Raw genomic sequence first — 16,711 nt, 5'->3', positions numbered from 1 at the left:
CCCCACAAAACACTAAATGAATTATGAGTTTACAAACTAAAGTAATGGAAGCGCTCAAAGAAGCGATGAAAGCCAAAGATACCGTAGCTTTAGAATCGCTAAGAGCCATTAAATCGGCTATATTGTTAGCCAGAACCGAAGCAGGAGCCTCTGAAGAACTATCAGAAGCCGACGAGCTTAAACTCTTGCAAAAATTAGTAAAACAGCGCAAAGATAGCGCCGCGCTCTACACCCAGCAAGGTCGCAATGATTTAGCTGAACCTGAATTGGCACAAATGGCAGTAATAGAAAAATTCTTGCCAGCCCAGCTTAGTGAAGCCGAAGTAGAAGAAGCGTTGAAAGGCATTATCGCCCAAGTAGGTGCTACAAGCCCTAAAGATATGGGCAAGGTAATGGGCGTAGCTACTAAGCAATTAGCAGGTAAAGCCGACGGCAAATTGATTTCGGATATTGTAAAGAAATTATTGTCATAGTAGTATACATTTTAAAGAAGGCCGCATAGTTCAATGGATAGAATGTCAGATTCCGGTTCTGAAGATAGAGGTTCGAGTCCCCTTGTGGTCACAGAGAAGGTAATGCTTAAAAAGAGTATTACCTTTTTTTGGTGTAGTTTTTGTAACATCATCTTTGATGATTCAAAATGTTTTTGTAGTTTTGCAACGTAAAAAGCAAATATCATATATTATACTCATTATATAAGTATTGTAATATGAGTAATAAAATAACAAAACTATGAATGAGGAGATATTACAACAAGAAAAAAAACTTAATAGTACCACTTTCTTACTACCTAAGAATAATTTTTGGGTAGGTTTAGGGAGTGTTTTTAATATTTTTGGTAAGTATTTCGCTTACAATTATTCAAAAAGCGCACAAGAAGCAGATGTAAACGCTATAGCTTCTGATTGGACTATGGTAGGTGAGGATTTTAAAACTATAATGAATGATTTGCAATGGGGGAAATAGCAGAGCAAAGAGATAAAGTTCAAAAAATAGATAGTGATTTAGTTGCTTCAAATCCGTCATTAAATGAGATAGACCCTACACTTAGGCAGGAATTGATACAAACTATTATAGGTGTTACAGCTATTTCAAAAGTACATTCAGGTCCACTTCCTGATGTGGAAACACTCAATGGGTATAATCAAATAATCCCTAATGGAGCAGAACGACTTATGCAACAAGTAGAAAAACAAAGTCAGCATCGTAGGGATATAGAAAATAGAGTAATAAAATGGAATAGTATAGAGAGTCTCATAGGTCAGCTTTGTGGGATGATAATTGCAGGTAGCGTATTATTTGCTTCTTATAGGCTTGCAATGAATGGACACGAAGCAGTAGCTTCTGTTTTAGGAGGTACAACTATCGTAGGGCTGACTAGCATATTTGTATATGGCAAGAAAAAACAAAAAGAGAATTTTTAAAGAGATTGATTACTCCTCTACAAACGGCATTACCATTAAATAGAAATTGAGGTATTGCCCTAATAATATAAGGATAGCTGTTCCAAAAAGGAGCAGCTTTTTTTGTTTGGCTCGTGAGGAAAGCAAGATGAGAAAAGGTAGTACAAAACTGAGAATGAGCATTGCTACAATAGCCTCTCCATAGCCTTTGCTAAGAAGGGTTTGGTAATAAATAGTTTCTTCAGGGATATTGGCGTACCATATCAGCATATATTGTGAGAACCACAAATACGCCCAAAAAATAGAGAATCCAAAGAGGTATTTGCCTAAATCGTGATAATGCTCTGGCTTGCTAAATAAGGTAATGAGGGCAATGCCTGAAAGCAGAAAACTGCTGAGCAATTGCCACGCAAAAAGGGTACTATGCCATTTGGGAGTAAGACTCAAAAACCAATCCCACGCCATTGGAGTTTCGGTAAGAAAGAAAATAACTAAGAATAGTACGTGAGGCGTTAAGCTCTTAAACTTTTTTAAAGTATGGCAATACCCCACCCATACTGCCATATAGCCCACAGCACGCAACAGAAAATAAGGTTCGCGATGCACTATATACAACACCCCTAACAAAACTAATAACACTAACCATAAAGGTGTTGTGATACGCTTCATTATAGGGTACAAACTCATAGCCCACTCAGCGTGTGTGACTTTATTGATAGCATAAAATACCAATACCCCTACCGATGTAAGCGCTACAAACAACAAAGTGAATAGTGAATAGTGAATAGTGAATAGTGTCATACCTTTACCTGTTACTTGTTACCTCTTATCTGTTCTACGTACATTGTTACTTGCCAGCGTTCTTTCTCACTGAGTTGGATAGCAAAAGCGGGCATAGCATTGCGTCCGTAGTAAATTACATGATAAATACTTCCCTCCGTAAAATCTCTATTTTTATAATTAGGCACTCCAAAAAATTTCTCCCTTTGCACTAAAACTCCTTTGCCGTCGCCTTTCTCACCGTGACAGAGCGCGCAATAGATGCCGTAAAGTTCTTTGCCATTGGTGAGGTTTTGAGTTTGCTGTAGGGTATCAGTTGCTAAAGGGTTGTGCAATTGTGCTTTGGCTTGCTCATACCCTTCAATAGTATTAGGGTAGCTATAGGGCAACTCACCTCTTTTTACAGTGTGCTCAGGAGGAGAGAGCGGTGCGACTTCATAAGTTTTATAAGCGGGACTCTCATACATATCGGGCATAAACTCAATATTGCGCTGTTGCTTGTTCCTACAACCAACTACCAATAACGTCAGCAATACATACATCAAAGACTTTGACAGAGTCTTAAACTTTGTCAAAGTGTAGTGACAAAATATATATATTATATGAATATCAACATATCCCATTATTTGTTAATTGTTATTTCTTAATTGTTAATTGTTATCTCTTACCTGAATTACGAATTTATCATCACTACTTTTCTTTATAGGATTTTCAGCTTTTTTGAATGGATATAACCTACTTCTGATAAAGAAACTAATCACCAATAGATGCGCTGCAAAATACACAACCAACTCGAATATTACCGGTACAAAAGCGGGGAGGTTTTGCCAGAAAGTGGCATTAGGCTTTCCGCCAATATCCATTGGCCAGTCTTTTATCATTGTGAAATAGGTGAGCCAACAACCGAAAAACAAGCCTATGAGTCCGTATAGAAAAGTGGCTTTGCCTAAGCGAGTGCGCTTGAGTCCTAAGGCTTTGGCTAAACCGTGTACATAAAAAGGCGTATATACTTCTTGAATTTCCCTACCTTCTGATTTTAATTCTTTTATTTTATCTAAAAGCTCTTCAGGAGAGTTAAGAGTTAAGAGATAAGAGTTAAGAGATTCCTGCCTGCTAACATCTGTCCCCTGACATCTGTCCTCAGACACCTGAGACCTGACACCTTTCACTTCTGCTTGTGCAATCATTGGGAAACTCCTAGCATATAATAAGAACAACAAAAAGAAAAATCCCAAAGTGCCTACAAATATCCCTATATCCACCCACGTCGGACTGAACATCGTCCACGACGACGGCAGATAACCGCGGTGTAGTGAGGTAACGATAATCACAAAGCGCTCGAACCACATCCCTACACATACCACCAAAGCAACACATACAGAGAAAGTGATACTACGTCGTAACTTTTTGAACCATAGCAATTGGGGGAGGACTACATTGCAAATAATCATCGTCCAGAATGCCCACGCATAGGCGCCTGTAGCGCGATTGCGAAATACGTATTGTTCAAATTCCGAGTGAGAGCGCATTGCCATAAAAAACTCGGTCAGGTAAGCAACCGCTACAATACTACCTGCAACTAACATTACAATGTTCATCAGCTCGATGTGTTTGAGGGTGATATAAGCTTCTAACTTACATACTTTGCGCAAGATAATCAGTAGCAAACTCACCATTGCAAAACCCGAAAAGATAGCTCCTGCTACAAAGTAGGGCGGGAAGATAGTAGTGTGCCAACCAGAGACCACCGAAGTAGCAAAATCAAAAGAGACAATAGTATGCACCGAAATGACTAACGGAGTGGCAATACCTGCCAAGAGCAACATTGTTTCTTCCATACGTTGCCAATCTTTAGCGCGACCACTCCACCCAAAACTCAGCAAGCTGTAAATCTTCTTCTGAAAAGGCTTGAAAGCACGGTCGCGCAACATCGCAAAATCGGGGAGTAAACCCACCCACCAAAACACTAAGGATACCGAAAAGTAGGTAGCAATAGCAAACACATCCCATAGCAAAGGTGAGTTGAAATTGTCCCACAACGAGCCGTATTGGTTAGGAATAGGCAAGTTGAAATGCAATAACCACGGTCTGCCCAAATGCAGTATCGGGAAGATACTCGCTTGTAATACAGCGAAAATAGTCATTGCTTCAGCTGAGCGATTGATAGCTACCCGCCACTGTTGGCGAAAGAGCAACAATACCGCCGAGATGAGCGTTCCCGCGTGCCCGATACCTATCCACCACACAAAGTTGGTGATGTCCCACGCCCAGCCTACGCTTTTGTTAAGCCCCCACGCGCCTATACCGTCGCGTAAGGTTACCCATATTGCCCATACCCCCCAGAGGGTCGCAAGGAGGGTAATGCCAAAGGCAATCCACCACGCACGCGAAGCACGACCTTCAATGGGGCGCGCTATATCTTCACTGATGGTATGATAGGATTTATTTACCATTTACTTTTCATTTTTCACTATTCACTACTTTCACTTGATACACCACATTAGGGTCTGTCCCTAGCTCTGCTAAAAGCTGATACATACGATCGCTGGCACTGAGTTGGGCGATTTTGCTTCCTTCTTCGTTAGTATCGCCAAATACCATAGCTCCTGTATTACAAGCAGCTGCACAAGCTACTACATTGTTGAACTCTCCTGGGGCAACCGCACGACCTTCTCTTTTGGCTTTTAGAATCACCGCTTGGGTGTTCTGGATACAGAGGGAACACTTTTCCATTACCCCTCGCGAACGTACCGTTACATCGGGGTTGAGCACCATACGCCCTATTTCGTTGTTCATATTGTAGTTGAACTGCTTGTTTTCACTATACTGAAACCAGTTGAACCGGCGTACTTTGTAAGGGCAGTTGTTGGCACAGTAGCGCGTGCCTACACAGCGGTTGTAAGCCATTTGGTTTTGTCCTTGCTGTCCGTGAGCGGTAGCGATTACGGGACAAACAGTCTCACAAGGGGCATTATTACAATGCTGACACATCACGGGCTGAAAACCAACACACCTTTGTTCGTTTTCTCTTGATTCATAACGGTCGATGCGCAACCAGTGCATATCGCGCGAGCGACGCACTTCTTCTTTGCCTACTACGGGCACATTGTTCTCGGCGTGGCAAGCGATTACACAAGCCGCACAACCCGTGCAAGCATTCAGGTCGATAGAGAGTTTAAAGTGATGTGGGGTAGTAGGGTCTTTCTTGGTTTTAGGAGGTTGAGGATTCCACACTTCGGCAGAGGAGTTTAAGAAAGTATCTAAACTGATTTCTTTAAGGATATTTTTACGCCCTACCAATTCATTTTGCAGTTGCAAGCAGGCAAATTCGTGTGTGCCGTCTGCTTTTTCTATCTGTACGCCTTGGTTTTTACAATGGTCTTTATAAAGAGGGAAGGCATTCACGCCTATTTGCATTTCGGTTTGTATGCCTGCCTTGCGCCCATAACCTAAGGCAAGCCCCACACTGCCTTGCGCTTGTGCAGGGGTGATGAGTACGGGAACGATGATACTTTTGCCGTTAACACTCACTTTCGCCTGATGCCCATCCAAAGCACCATCAGCGGTGTGCCAATTCTCAATACTTAGACGTTGGGCATCGCTGGGGTGCATCGTGAGGAAGTTATCCCACGTAGTGCGGTGGATAGGGTCGGGGAGTTCTTGTAGCCAAGGATTGTTAGCTTGCTGTCCGTCTCCCAAAGCGGTGCTGGTATAGAGGCTGAGTTCAAAAGGTGTTTCTACTAATTCTCTGGGAAGTACTGTGCCTATTAGCCTTAAAGTTTCCTCACGTGTGAGGGTCATAGGCGGTTTCCTCAGTGAAGGGATTTTTTCTTCTTTCGGCAACTCAAAAGATTTTATATCTTCTTTTACAAAAGTGCCATCGTGCAGGGCTTGTTCCCAAGAAAATCCTTTTAAGATATGGGTTTCCCAATGAGCTTTGATAAAATCGTAATAGCTCTCCTTGTGTCCTATCCATTGCAAAAAACAGTCTTGCCATTGTTTGGTGTTGAAAAGCGGACGTATACAAGGTTGCATCAGTCCGTAGTGCCCGTATTTAAATTCTACATCGCCCCACGACTCTAAATAATGCGGTTGAGGCGCCCAAAGGGTCGTTTGCTGGGCAGTTTCATCAGCGCGCATCGCAAAGGATACTGAAAAAGGTACTTTCTTCAAGCCTGAGACAAACACTTCAGCGTTAGGCAAACTGTATAAGGGGTTGAGATTGTTGATAAAGAGAACGCCTACCTTGCCTTCGTTCATATCGATGAGTAGCTGTTGTAGAGCATTAACATTACCTTTACGGGTAAGCACGGGAGTTTGAGGCAAGAAAGCTTCACTTTGGAGATGTTCATTGATAGCAAAAGCGATTAATTGAGCTTCAACGCTATCAATACCTGTTACTATTAAGGCTTTGCTACCCGCTTTTTTGAGTTCGGAAGCTATTTTCTTTATTTTGTCTTCAATAGTAACTTTATTCTCCTCTTTTTCTATAATAGAGGTTGGAAAATGAAATTGTTCATTCTCCTCAAAACCTTTTAGGTATTGGAAACAGTAAGCTAATGCTTTTTTCACTTGGTCAGGAGTGAGTGCGATACGTTCATCGGCATTAGCGCCTGTAAGGCTGAGGTTGGCTTCCAACTGAATATGGCGCGACATTCCGTTTTCTTTGCTGGGGATACGCCCTTGCGCATAGCCTGCTTCATAGCCCCCTCCATTCCAATCGCCTAAGAAATCGGCATCAAAGGAAACGATGAGCTTTGCCTTGCTAAAATCGTAATTGGGCATCGCGCGCAGTCCACAACGTTTTTCAAAAGCTCTGAGAGTAGCATCTTCTGATACTGTATCGTATTCAACGAGCTTAAAGGTGGGGTATTTTTCTTTTAATAGTTCTATTAAGGCATAACTCGACGGACTTGCGAGTGTTTGACTGAGCATCACAATTTGCTTGCCTTCAGCTTTTGCTTTCTCTAAAGCTGTAATGGCTTTAGTATCTAGCTGTTGCCACAATTCCCCTCCTTGGGAGAGGGTAGGGGAGGGGGTTCTATTTTCATCGTATAAACTCAATACCGATGCCAATATCCTTGCATTCACTGCTCCTCCTGCTTTGGCTTCGGGGTTGCGCAATACAGCAATGGGTCGTCCTTCGCGAGTTTTCACCAGTACGCTGACAAAGTCAAAACCATCGGCGATGCAAGTAGCATAGTAATTGGCTTCACCTGCTACAATGCTTTCGGGCTGTATCACATACGGAATCGTTTTGTGTACCGCCCCTTCGCAACCTGCTAAGGCAGCCATCGCTGTAGAAAAACCTAAGAATTTTAGGAAATCCCGCCGTGATGTTGATATATTATGTATATTCTCATTCGTCATTTGTAACTCGTCATTCGTAATTATCAATAGTGACATTTAGCACATTCTAAGCCTCCCATTTCGGCAACGGTTAGTTTGCTAACATTTAGCTTTTTAGCCAAAGCCTTATGCACTTCTTCATAGTGCTGATAATAAGGGTTGTTAGCATTCACAGGCATTTGGCGGTGGCACTCTATACACCACCCCATCGTAAGAGGCGCGTACTGCTGTACCACCTCCATTTGTTGTACTTCGCCGTGACATTTCTGACATTCCAATCCACCCACTGCTACGTGCTGACTGTGATTGAAATAAGTAAAGTCGGGGAGTTTGTGAATGCGTATCCACTGCACCCCTTTAGGAGTGCCCGTATAGCGAAATTTCTGCTCGTCCCAGCCCACTGCTTCGTATAATTTCTTGATTTCTTTGGTGTAAAATTCTTTAGTATAACCATTGGCGAGATCCTCCTCACCTTCATATTCCGAAATGGTATTATGGCAACCCATACATACATTGAGTGAGGGTACGCCTGCTACTGCCGAAGTCCGTGCCCCTGAATGGCAATATTTACAATTGATTTGGTTATCTCCTGCGTGAATTTTATGAGAGAAGTGAATAGGTTGTATAGGTTCATAGCCCTCATCTACCCCTATCTGCATCAGAAAGGCGTAAAGAGCGTAGGTAATGCCCAAAAAGGCAATAATAAGGGTTGATATAATGATAATTTTTTTCAATTAACAATTAACAATTAACAAATGCTTTCGTCATTCGTAACTCGTCATTCGTAACTCGTAACTCGTCATTAATTCTCTTTACTTGTTCTTTGGCACTTTCTAAATCTACGTTTTCAATCACCGCATTTGAAAGGGCAATGCGCTGGGCATCACTCCATTGTTGTGCCATACGCGCTCGCACTTGGGCTTCGGTGCAATGGTCGCGCGCCATTACGCGGGCAATGCGCACCTCCTCAGGTGCTGTAACCGTGATGATATAATCACAATCCTTATAGCTTCCACTTTCAAAGAGGATAGCGGCTTCTTTCAGTACATAAGGTGAAGTTTGCTTCTTTGTCCACTGTTTAAAATATTTTGCAAGAGCAGGATGTACAATGCCGTTGAGTATCGCCAATTTCTCAGAATTGTTAAACACAATTTGGGCGATATAAGCGCGGTTATATTCTCCATTTTGGTAAGCCTCCTCACCAAAAGCAGCGATAATGCGTTTCTTTACCTGCGCATTGTTAGCGATGAGTGCTTTAGCTTGTTCATCTGAATTGAATACCGCGATACCTAAGGCAGCAAATGCTTTGGCTATCGTGCTCTTGCCACTGCCAATACCTCCTGTAAGTCCTACTACCATCATTCTTTGCGTATGAGAAAATCAACCGTTGTTTCGTTCATTAGTACCACCTTTATCCGTCGTTTATGAGTGCTGATTTGTAGTGGAATATGCCCTGCGTTAGCCTCGCACATATCAGCAGTTACTTCTATATCGTTAGGAGTGAGTGTTTTAAGTAGGTTTAATTCCCCCGTACAGAGCACGCTTACCTCATCGGGAAAAACTTTTACTTGACTGTTTTTTGATACGCCCATCACTTTCACGGGTACTCGCAACTCTTGTTCGCTTACCTTATCTACAAAGGCCTGCATCGCTATTTTATGAGCGTTGAAATGTACCAAAGGGGTGCTTTTAAGCGTGTAAGTCTCACTAAAATTATCCTTTATAGGGCGTTTGCTATGATAGTGAAAAACAACCTGAGAGAGTGTGTCTATTACTTTTTGGCTACCCGAAGCCACTACCGAATCAGGAGAGAGCCTTAATTCTGTAAGTTGGTATTCCTTAGGGTATTCCACGTTTAGATGTACCACTACGGGGATTTTTTTAGTGTGTTTAGGAGCTAAATACAGTTGTAGTGTATCGGAGACTACCGAGCGTATTTTGAAGTTTGCAAGATAAGTATTGCTCAGTTTGTCTTTACTGTTTTTAGAGAGTGTATAAAAGTGTTCGCCTACCTCTTGTAGGTCGGTAAAATCTACAGTAAGGGTAGGGTTTTGTCGGTAGGATTTCAGTAGAGAAAAGCCATTGCCTTCAACTATAATTCTCACGAAGTTAGGGGCAGAAGGCAGTAATACCTCGTTGGTAGGAGGATTGATAACTATCACAGGGATAGATACTTCCCTAAGTAAATTTTTAGAAAGTTTTACTAACGACCAGATAAAAACCGATAAGATGAGGCATATTATAAAAGTGAGATTGCGGCGGTTCATAGCAACAATAAATTACGAGTAACCTAATAATGAGGGCAAAGATATGAAATGATTGGCAAATGAGCAAATTTGGTAATTTGGAATTTTGCAAATTATTTTTTACTTTTGTGCTTTCATTTTTCATTTTTAACTATGAAAACACTCCGAAATATCCTTATAGCCTTGGGCGTTACTTTCACGGCTTATGTTCTTATAGAAGGCAACAACCCTACTTTCTCACTTCCTGATTGGGATTTAGATTCTTTTTTTACTGCTGATGATAGTGATAATAGTGCTCTTTACAATCAAGAAATGGAAGATGAAGAAGTATATATAAGCAAAGAAAATGAAGATCTTGCAATTATCAATTTTTATAATTTTTGCAATATTTTAGTGGCAGCTTGCTATAATGAGGCAGCTGCTCCTGATAAGTTGCGAGAAATTAACAGTGCTTTAGAGGCAGTGAAAAAAGGCAAAACACCTCCTGAACTTTCTACTAAAAATACTCTTCTGAAAAATCTCAAAAAAGACAATCTTTCACAAGGAGTGCCTAATATATTAGGTTTTGAAAAGCACGATGTAGAGAACGCATATAAAGCACTAAGAGCCAATGTAATTGCTATAATGGAAGCGCGCGAGAGTATTATTGCTGATTTCAATAAACCTCTGCAAGGTAGCTTTGTTGAACAAAAAATAGGCAACTTTGAAAGGTGTGCTAACCACCTTCTTACGATGCAATCACAGCTAAATGCACTCTTGCAAAACAGCATCATCGCTGCTGGTGACCATTTGATGGAAGACAATAGACAAGCTGCTACTTTCTACGACTATCAAGAGATGCTCAAAACTTTTGAAAACCTTCTCAACCTCTTGGAAAGAGCCGAAGCAGGCGAAACCGTAGATGTACAAGAAGCTAAAAAACTCTATAACAGTTTTATAGAACAACATACAGCCCTAAAAAGCAAACCTCTTGGGCGTGAACATTTTATCAATACTGATGTCTTTTTGGTATTAGAACTCGAAAAACCAATTTTTCCCTCTTTGAGCCAACTCATTTATCAACTCACTAACTCTCAGAAAATAGACTCGGCTACTTTTTGGAATGTGCGACATCTGGCACAACCTCTCCTAAATCCTTATGCCCTATTTGATACTCGCAACGTCTCATACTACGAATACGATTTGTAACGCACTCATTTTTAACTATTCACTTTAAACGATTCACTTTTGAAAAAAGCTGTTATTATAGGTTTAGGGCTCATTGGGGGCTCCTTTGCCTTAGAATTGAAAAAACGCTTGGGGTATACCATTGCAGGCATCGACCTCAACCCCGCTCATATACAAAAAGCCTTAGATTTAGGCATTATCGATGAAAGCACCGATTACAATCACCTCACCGATGCCGACCTCGTACTCATAGCTGTACCCGTGAATCACATTCACAAAGTATTGCTACAAGTGCTCGATAAAATAGGTGAACAAACCCTTGTAATGGATGCTGGTTCGGTGAAATCGCATATTTGTGAAGCAGTAGCCACTCATCCTCATCGCCAAAATTTTGTCGCGGCACACCCTATGGCAGGTACAGAGCATTCAGGACCTGAGGCAGCGCTCTACGACCTTTTCGACGGCAAAGTAATGGCACTTTGTGAAGTAGAAAAAAGTAATTGGCGATTGTTAGACCGCGCTTTAAGCATTGTAAAAGCCTTGAATATGCGCGTGAAAATGATGCAACCCGCCGATCACGACCTCCATACCGCCTATGTGTCGCACCTTTCGCACGTAAGCTCCTTTATGCTGGGGAAGACCGTTTTAGAAATTGAAAAGGACGAAGCTCAAATATTTGATTTGGCGAGTACCGGTTTTGCCTCTACCGTGCGTTTGGCAAAGAGCGATGCCCAAATGTGGTGTCCTATCTTTTTGGAAAACAAAAACAACGTACTTAAAGCGCTGAATGAGTATATTAAAAACTTAGAAGCCTTTAAGATTCTTATTGAAACTGAACAAGCCGAAGCGCTTACTCAAAACATACACGAAGCCAATTACATTAGAAAAATATTGAAATAATGTATCTTCGTTTTTATATTGAACAAATTAATTATTATATTTATATGAAAAACTTTACTTTTTTATTTGCTCTATTGTCCTTTATAGGTACAGCAACCGCACAAAACACAAACATCGAAAGCCGACTCTATTATCAGAAATTAGATAATGTCGCTACTTATGGAGCTGGAAAATACCAACTCAGATATACCGACGTAGAGGTAGATGGCGTAATTACTAAGAATTTGCCAAAATTCATTCGAGGATTTGCTCACGACAAAGGTTTTACCGACAGCATTCCTAAAATAAACCCAAAACTGAATATATCTCACTATTATGTGAGTACCCACGAAAAGGTAAAGGATGGGCTTTGGAATAACAATATTTGTTATTTCATCTACGACAAAAAACAACTCCAAAAACCCATTAGAATGGTGCTTTTAAAATCAACCACTGCTGCAAAAAGCAATGCAATAGATGAAGAGATGCTAAAAGCCGTAATGAGTGGTAAATACCAAAAAGACCTCGAAAAAAACGCTTTAGGTGGAAAAGAATTCGATTTTTTAGGTAGAAAAATAACTTTGGATGACGAATGCTTTTGGGGAGATTTGGGTCTTGTGCGCTGTCCTACTAAGGGCGAAATGAATTGGAGTTTGTACCGCACTTTAGCAGAGGCTCAAGAGTCTGTTTTTTTGCAAGCAAAATCTGGAGAAGTATTGGATGCAATGGAAATCCCTGAAAAAGATGCTACTTTTAATCGTGTAGGAGATCGCGAAATTGAACTAATTTTTGAAGGGAATCCTACAAAAGCAAGAGAGATTACTTACCTATTGCACTACCAGAAATCTCAGGACATTGATAAAAAACTCATTGTTTACTATATTGCTACTACTGTACGCGGATATCATATCGCTTGTGTGCTCAGCTATTGGGACGATAGCCCTAAACTCCCCAACACTCAGCTGCCAGCCTTTATCTCAGAATTTATGCAATTAAAATAAACTGATATCCAATGAAAACACTGATTCCTAAAACAACTGTATGGTATATTTTTGTCGCTCTTATAGCATCCAAATTACTGTTGGATTTGTATTATACATTATACTATGAAACCTCATTTTTTTTAATGCGATGGGAAGAAAATAGTATTTTTTTACTTAAAAGTTTTGTGATAAGCTATAGTGTAGGGCAATTTGTACCCTTTGAAAAACTTTCTAAAGGCGGAATCATTGCTATAGCATTATTGTGTTTACTCATATTGCCAATTATAAACATTTATAATTTTTGGCGTATTTATGATGAGTTTAATATTCAAAATCATTTAGGTTACTTAGGTTTAAATATCATTATAGGGATATTATTAGGAGTGATGCTACACAGAATTGCTAAAAAAGAAGAGGCAATCCCTCCAATAAATCAGCTTAACCCAAGAATAAGGGCAATTTTTTACATTGTTTCCTCTTTTTGGATAGGAGCTATTATATTAATGATCATAATGGGAGTTTATTATTCAGGGTCATTGGATTCATTTTCTGTGGTTGTTTCAATAGCAGGTATATATACCGTTTTGGGAGCAATTTTAGCACTATTCATTCCTTTTACACATTATACTAAAAGTACAAATTTCAAAATAGGCTGGTTTATTACAATTATTGTTTGGGCACTTCCGCCTTTAGTTCTAATTTATATAATTAGCCCTCCCTATATTAATGAAACAAGAATATTAGTTACTTATACTTGTTTCTCCTTTTTCCCAGCTCTGATAAGCGGTTTTTACTTAGCCAAAAAGCTCCAAAAATTAGGAAAAACACCCTAAAAACCTCTTACCTCTTACCTAATACAAAGTGTTCCCACACTATTGATTTCACTTGGTAATAATTGGTAATGAGCTTTGAAGGTCGTTTCTTTTTAAAGAAGAAAAATCGTTTATAAAAATGAAAATGCGCTCTTATTACTTCCCACGTAAAACGCGGCTTGCCTTGTAAAAGGAAACGCACTCCTGCAATGCCGTCCAATACCATACGTAAGAAAATTGTAGTATAGAGCCCTTTAGCGGGTAGGTTTTTCAGCAACATAAACAAACTATTGCGGAAGTTGAGGTAGGTTTTTTTAGGGTTGGCAGCGGTGAGAGTTGCCCCTCCTACGTGATAGACAGTACTCTCGGCGCAATACACCACTTGTTTGCCGAGGTGATGCACTCGCCAGCACAAATCTACTTCCTCTTGATGGGCAAAGAAATCTTCGTCAAAACCTCCTAACTGGTGGAATACTTCTGCACGTATAAAAAAGCACGCCCCCGATGCCCAAAAAATAGGTACGGGGGAAGGCTCGTTATACTGACCTTTGTCCTCTTCTATGGTCTCAAATACCCTTCCTCTGCAATACGGGAACCCATATCGGTCGATAAAACCACCTGCTGCACCGGCATATTCAAAATACGCACGGCGTTTTTCATCTTTAATTTTAGGCTGTACTACTGCAATGCGTTCCTCTTCAAAAGTGCGCAAGATAGGGGAGAGCCAACCTTCAGTTACTAACACATCCGAGTTCAGCAGGCAATACACATCAGCTTTAATATGTTGTAAAGCGCGGTTGTAGCCTCCCGCATAACCGCTGTTGGTGGGGTTTTCTACAATATGTATTTCAGGGAAGTGGGTGCGCACGAAATCAAGAGAATCATCGGTAGAGGCATTGTCTACGATGTAGAGTTGCCCTTCGGGTGAGTAACGCACTACCGGCGGGAGGAATTGTTCTAACAGCTTTTTGCCGTTCCAATTGAGTATTACGATGGCAAGAGTCATTGTGAGAGGTCGTTGTAATGAGGGAGTTCTTTTAAAAAATGATATTGATTGTGCTGGTAGTCCATTTGGCAATAGTAATGTGTAATGCCGTTGGTAACCATTAGATATTGAGCGTTTAAGGTAAGGTTGTAGCGCGCAATTTGGTCGAAAGTATGTTGGGTAATAGGCACATTGGGTGCTTTGCATTCCACTGCTAAGAGCACCGTTCCTATTTTAGCATATACTACCACATCGTAACGCTTGGTAAGCCCATTGATAGAGAGCTTTTTCTCCACATTGATAAGTGATTTAGGGTAACCTTTCTCCTCAATGAGAAAATGCACTACGTGTTGGCGTACCCATTCTTCGGGCTGTAACACTACATATTTGCGACGAATCACATCAAATATCCACAGTTTCTCATCGGCTACTTTAGTGCGAAAAGGGTAGTTTTTGAAATTTAATACTTCCATACTGCAAAAGTAGAATATTTTTTGTATTTTTGCACTATGAATGAAGTAAAAACCATTGTAGGCAACATAAAAAAAGGCATCATCGCTCCTATCTACTTTCTGATGGGCGAAGAACCTTATTTCATAGATATAGTATCCGATTACATCGAAGAGCACGTGTTGCAAGAAGACCAAAAGGGTTTCGACCAAATCGTGCTTTATGGTCAAGATGTAACGGTGCCTACGATTATTGATTATGCGCGCCGTTTTCCGATGATGAGCGACCGCCAAGTGATTATCGTTAAAGAAGCCCAAAATCTCAGAGCTACCATCGACCAATTAGTGCCTTATGTAGAGAACCCTACCCCTACAACGGTTTTGGTATTCTGTTACAAATACGAGAAGTTAGACGCACGCAAAAAACTGCTAAAAGCCTTACAAAAAAACAAAGATTGCGTACTACTCGAAAGCAAAAAACTTTATGAACACCAAGTAGCCGCTTGGTTACCCGATGTATTGAAGAAAAAACACCTCAGCATTCAGCCTAAAGCCATACAAATGTTAGTAGATTTCTTAGGTACCGACCTGAGTAGGATACAAAATGAGGTGAATAAATTAGCCCTTATCGTCCCTGAAAATACCGAAGTGACCCCCGAAATTATAGAGAAAAATATAGGTATTAGCAAGGAATTTAACAATTTTGAGCTCAAGAGTGCTATTGCCGCAAACGATGCCTATAAGGTAGCGCGTATCCTTAAACACTTCGCTGATAATCCTAAGGATAACCCTTTAGGTGGAACTATCACTGTTCTCTATAACTATTTTCAAAAGTTATTGCTATTTCATGGTCTCACAGACCAAAGTGAAAAGAATGTAGCGACAGTATTGAAAGAAAATCCTTATTTTATAAAAGAGTTTTATTCGGGGGCACAACACTACCCTATGAAGCGTGTGAGTGCTATCATTGCTACGCTGCGCCAAATCGACCTAAAAAGCAAAGGGGTAGACGCTACCAATAACCTCACAGAAGCTGACCTTCGCAAAGAACTGATTATAATGTTACGAGCGTAATTTGAAAATCTTTTTTGTAGCTTAAAAAATAATATCATACCTTTGCAAAAAATAGAAATGTTATGCAAACAAATGTCATACCTTTAGAAGAAAATACGGACTTTCAACCTTGCCAATTAATTGAAAATGAAGAAGATTTCTACTATGAGCTAACAGCCGAAGACCTACGTAAATTAGCTATAGCTGAAAAACAATCACAATTAGGAATGTTTACTGATAGTTCTGAAGTACAGAGAAAAGCCCAACAGATGATCAACCAATGGAAATAAAATGGATTTACGACGCTGAAGAAGACTATTACAACACCCTTGCTTATTGGTATAAACATAATGGGAGTTATACCTATTCTGAAAAGATAATGAAAGCTGTAGAAGTTTTACAAAGAGAAATAGCAAAAAATCCTTACTTCTTAGCAAAATATAGTGAGCATTTAGGAATGTATCGAAGAAACTTTTTAGATAATAGGTTTGTAATTTACTATAAAGTTATAGAAGATAAAAATAGAATAGAAATACACTATTTTAGAAGTACTAAACAAAGATCTTTATAAGAAAAAAGAGCCTGTCCGAAAAGTTTTAACAGGC

19 protein-coding genes and 1 tRNA gene are annotated in these 16,711 nt (G+C 40.2%); 11 read left to right on the top strand and 9 right to left on the bottom strand.

Features of this window, described 5'->3' with window-relative positions; all coding sequences use genetic code 11:
• Positions 1-23 precede the first annotated feature (23 nt).
• The 4 genes from HMPREF9073_RS12295 (at position 24) to HMPREF9073_RS12280 (ending at position 1,424) form a co-directional block, all read left to right on the top strand.
• Positions 24-473 (top strand): GatB/YqeY domain-containing protein, encoded by a 450-nt coding sequence (locus HMPREF9073_RS12295; RefSeq protein WP_009414102.1) that lies wholly within the window; start codon positions 24-26, stop codon positions 471-473.
• 19 nt (positions 474-492) lie between these two features.
• Positions 493-564, top strand: a tRNA-Arg gene (locus HMPREF9073_RS12290).
• Positions 565-732: 168 nt separating this feature from the next.
• Positions 733-966 (top strand): hypothetical protein, encoded by a 234-nt coding sequence (locus HMPREF9073_RS12285; RefSeq protein ID WP_009414101.1) that lies wholly within the window; start codon positions 733-735, stop codon positions 964-966.
• On the top strand, positions 954-1,424 hold the full coding sequence (locus HMPREF9073_RS12280; protein ID WP_009414100.1) for a DUF2335 domain-containing protein: 471 nt from the start codon (positions 954-956) through the stop codon (positions 1,422-1,424). Before HMPREF9073_RS12285 ends, HMPREF9073_RS12280 begins: the two co-directional genes overlap by 13 nt.
• 9 nt (positions 1,425-1,433) lie before the next feature.
• Here the strand turns inward: HMPREF9073_RS12280 and HMPREF9073_RS12275 are convergent, their stop codons facing one another.
• The 7 genes from HMPREF9073_RS12275 to HMPREF9073_RS12245 form a co-directional block, all read right to left on the bottom strand.
• Positions 1,434-2,204 carry a hypothetical protein gene (locus HMPREF9073_RS12275; RefSeq protein WP_009414099.1) on the bottom strand — a complete coding sequence of 257 codons (771 nt, stop codon included), beginning with the start codon at positions 2,202-2,204 and terminating at the stop codon, positions 1,434-1,436.
• An 11-nt stretch (positions 2,205-2,215) separates the two neighbouring features.
• The gene (locus HMPREF9073_RS12270; RefSeq protein ID WP_034555925.1) at positions 2,216-2,725 is read right to left on the bottom strand and encodes a cytochrome c; all 510 of its coding nucleotides are present in this window, start codon (positions 2,723-2,725) and stop codon (positions 2,216-2,218) included.
• Between the two features lie 108 nt (positions 2,726-2,833).
• Entirely contained in the window at positions 2,834-4,636 is a 1,803-nt protein-coding gene (locus tag HMPREF9073_RS12265) for a quinol:electron acceptor oxidoreductase subunit ActD (RefSeq protein WP_009414097.1), read from the bottom strand.
• 7 nt (positions 4,637-4,643) lie between these two features.
• Positions 4,644-7,553: a 4Fe-4S dicluster domain-containing protein gene (locus HMPREF9073_RS12260; RefSeq protein ID WP_034555941.1), complete on the bottom strand. Its 2,910-nt coding sequence runs from the start codon at positions 7,551-7,553 to the stop codon at positions 4,644-4,646.
• A gap of 23 nt (positions 7,554-7,576) precedes the next feature.
• The gene (locus HMPREF9073_RS12255) at positions 7,577-8,266 is read right to left on the bottom strand and encodes a cytochrome c3 family protein (RefSeq protein ID WP_009414095.1); all 690 of its coding nucleotides are present in this window, start codon (positions 8,264-8,266) and stop codon (positions 7,577-7,579) included.
• Between the two features lie 7 nt (positions 8,267-8,273).
• Positions 8,274-8,894: a dephospho-CoA kinase gene (gene coaE / locus HMPREF9073_RS12250; protein WP_009414094.1), complete on the bottom strand. Its 621-nt coding sequence runs from the start codon at positions 8,892-8,894 to the stop codon at positions 8,274-8,276.
• A complete protein-coding gene (locus tag HMPREF9073_RS12245; RefSeq protein WP_034555924.1) occupies positions 8,891-9,799 on the bottom strand; it encodes a hypothetical protein in 909 nt (302 codons plus the stop codon). The genes coaE and HMPREF9073_RS12245 overlap by 4 nt, the downstream gene beginning before the upstream one ends.
• 132 nt (positions 9,800-9,931) lie before the next feature.
• Here HMPREF9073_RS12245 and HMPREF9073_RS12240 point away from each other — a divergent pair, with 132 nt between their 5' ends.
• The 4 genes from HMPREF9073_RS12240 to HMPREF9073_RS12225 are packed head-to-tail and all read left to right on the top strand — an operon-like array spanning position 9,932 to position 13,640.
• Positions 9,932-10,966, top strand: a complete 1,035-nt coding sequence (locus HMPREF9073_RS12240) for a hypothetical protein (RefSeq protein WP_009414092.1) — start codon at positions 9,932-9,934, stop codon at positions 10,964-10,966.
• Positions 10,967-11,005: 39 nt separating this feature from the next.
• Complete coding sequence (locus HMPREF9073_RS12235) at positions 11,006-11,845, top strand: prephenate dehydrogenase (RefSeq protein ID WP_009414091.1); 840 nt, start codon at positions 11,006-11,008, stop codon at positions 11,843-11,845.
• 44 nt (positions 11,846-11,889) lie between these two features.
• Positions 11,890-12,825, top strand: coding sequence for a hypothetical protein (locus HMPREF9073_RS12230; protein ID WP_034555939.1), 936 nt, complete (start codon positions 11,890-11,892; stop codon positions 12,823-12,825).
• 11 nt (positions 12,826-12,836) lie between these two features.
• Complete coding sequence (locus tag HMPREF9073_RS12225; RefSeq protein ID WP_009414089.1) at positions 12,837-13,640, top strand: hypothetical protein; 804 nt, start codon at positions 12,837-12,839, stop codon at positions 13,638-13,640.
• A 7-nt stretch (positions 13,641-13,647) separates the two neighbouring features.
• Here the strand turns inward: HMPREF9073_RS12225 and HMPREF9073_RS12220 are convergent, their stop codons facing one another.
• Together HMPREF9073_RS12220 and HMPREF9073_RS12215 are read right to left on the bottom strand one after the other, a co-directional pair.
• Positions 13,648-14,625, bottom strand: a complete 978-nt coding sequence (locus HMPREF9073_RS12220; protein WP_009414088.1) for a glycosyltransferase family 2 protein — start codon at positions 14,623-14,625, stop codon at positions 13,648-13,650.
• Positions 14,622-15,077, bottom strand: coding sequence for a type I restriction enzyme HsdR N-terminal domain-containing protein (locus tag HMPREF9073_RS12215; protein WP_009414087.1), 456 nt, complete (start codon positions 15,075-15,077; stop codon positions 14,622-14,624). The genes HMPREF9073_RS12220 and HMPREF9073_RS12215 overlap by 4 nt, the downstream gene beginning before the upstream one ends.
• 36 nt (positions 15,078-15,113) lie before the next feature.
• Between HMPREF9073_RS12215 and holA the strand changes: the two genes are divergently transcribed.
• From holA to HMPREF9073_RS12200, 3 genes are all read left to right on the top strand, one after another.
• Positions 15,114-16,127, top strand: coding sequence for a DNA polymerase III subunit delta (holA, locus tag HMPREF9073_RS12210; RefSeq protein ID WP_009414086.1), 1,014 nt, complete (start codon positions 15,114-15,116; stop codon positions 16,125-16,127).
• Between the two features lie 62 nt (positions 16,128-16,189).
• Positions 16,190-16,396, top strand: coding sequence for a hypothetical protein (locus HMPREF9073_RS12205; protein ID WP_009414085.1), 207 nt, complete (start codon positions 16,190-16,192; stop codon positions 16,394-16,396).
• Positions 16,387-16,677, top strand: a complete 291-nt coding sequence (locus HMPREF9073_RS12200; RefSeq protein ID WP_009414084.1) for a hypothetical protein — start codon at positions 16,387-16,389, stop codon at positions 16,675-16,677. The genes HMPREF9073_RS12205 and HMPREF9073_RS12200 overlap by 10 nt, the downstream gene beginning before the upstream one ends.
• Positions 16,678-16,711 lie beyond the last annotated feature (34 nt).

It is taken from the genome of Capnocytophaga sp. oral taxon 326 str. F0382 (genome assembly GCF_000318295.1).
Taxonomy (GTDB): Bacteria; Bacteroidota; Bacteroidia; order Flavobacteriales; family Flavobacteriaceae; genus Capnocytophaga; species Capnocytophaga periodontitidis.
The sequence above is the reverse complement of the archived record's forward strand: the minus strand, read 5'-3'. Positions and strand labels throughout refer to the sequence as shown.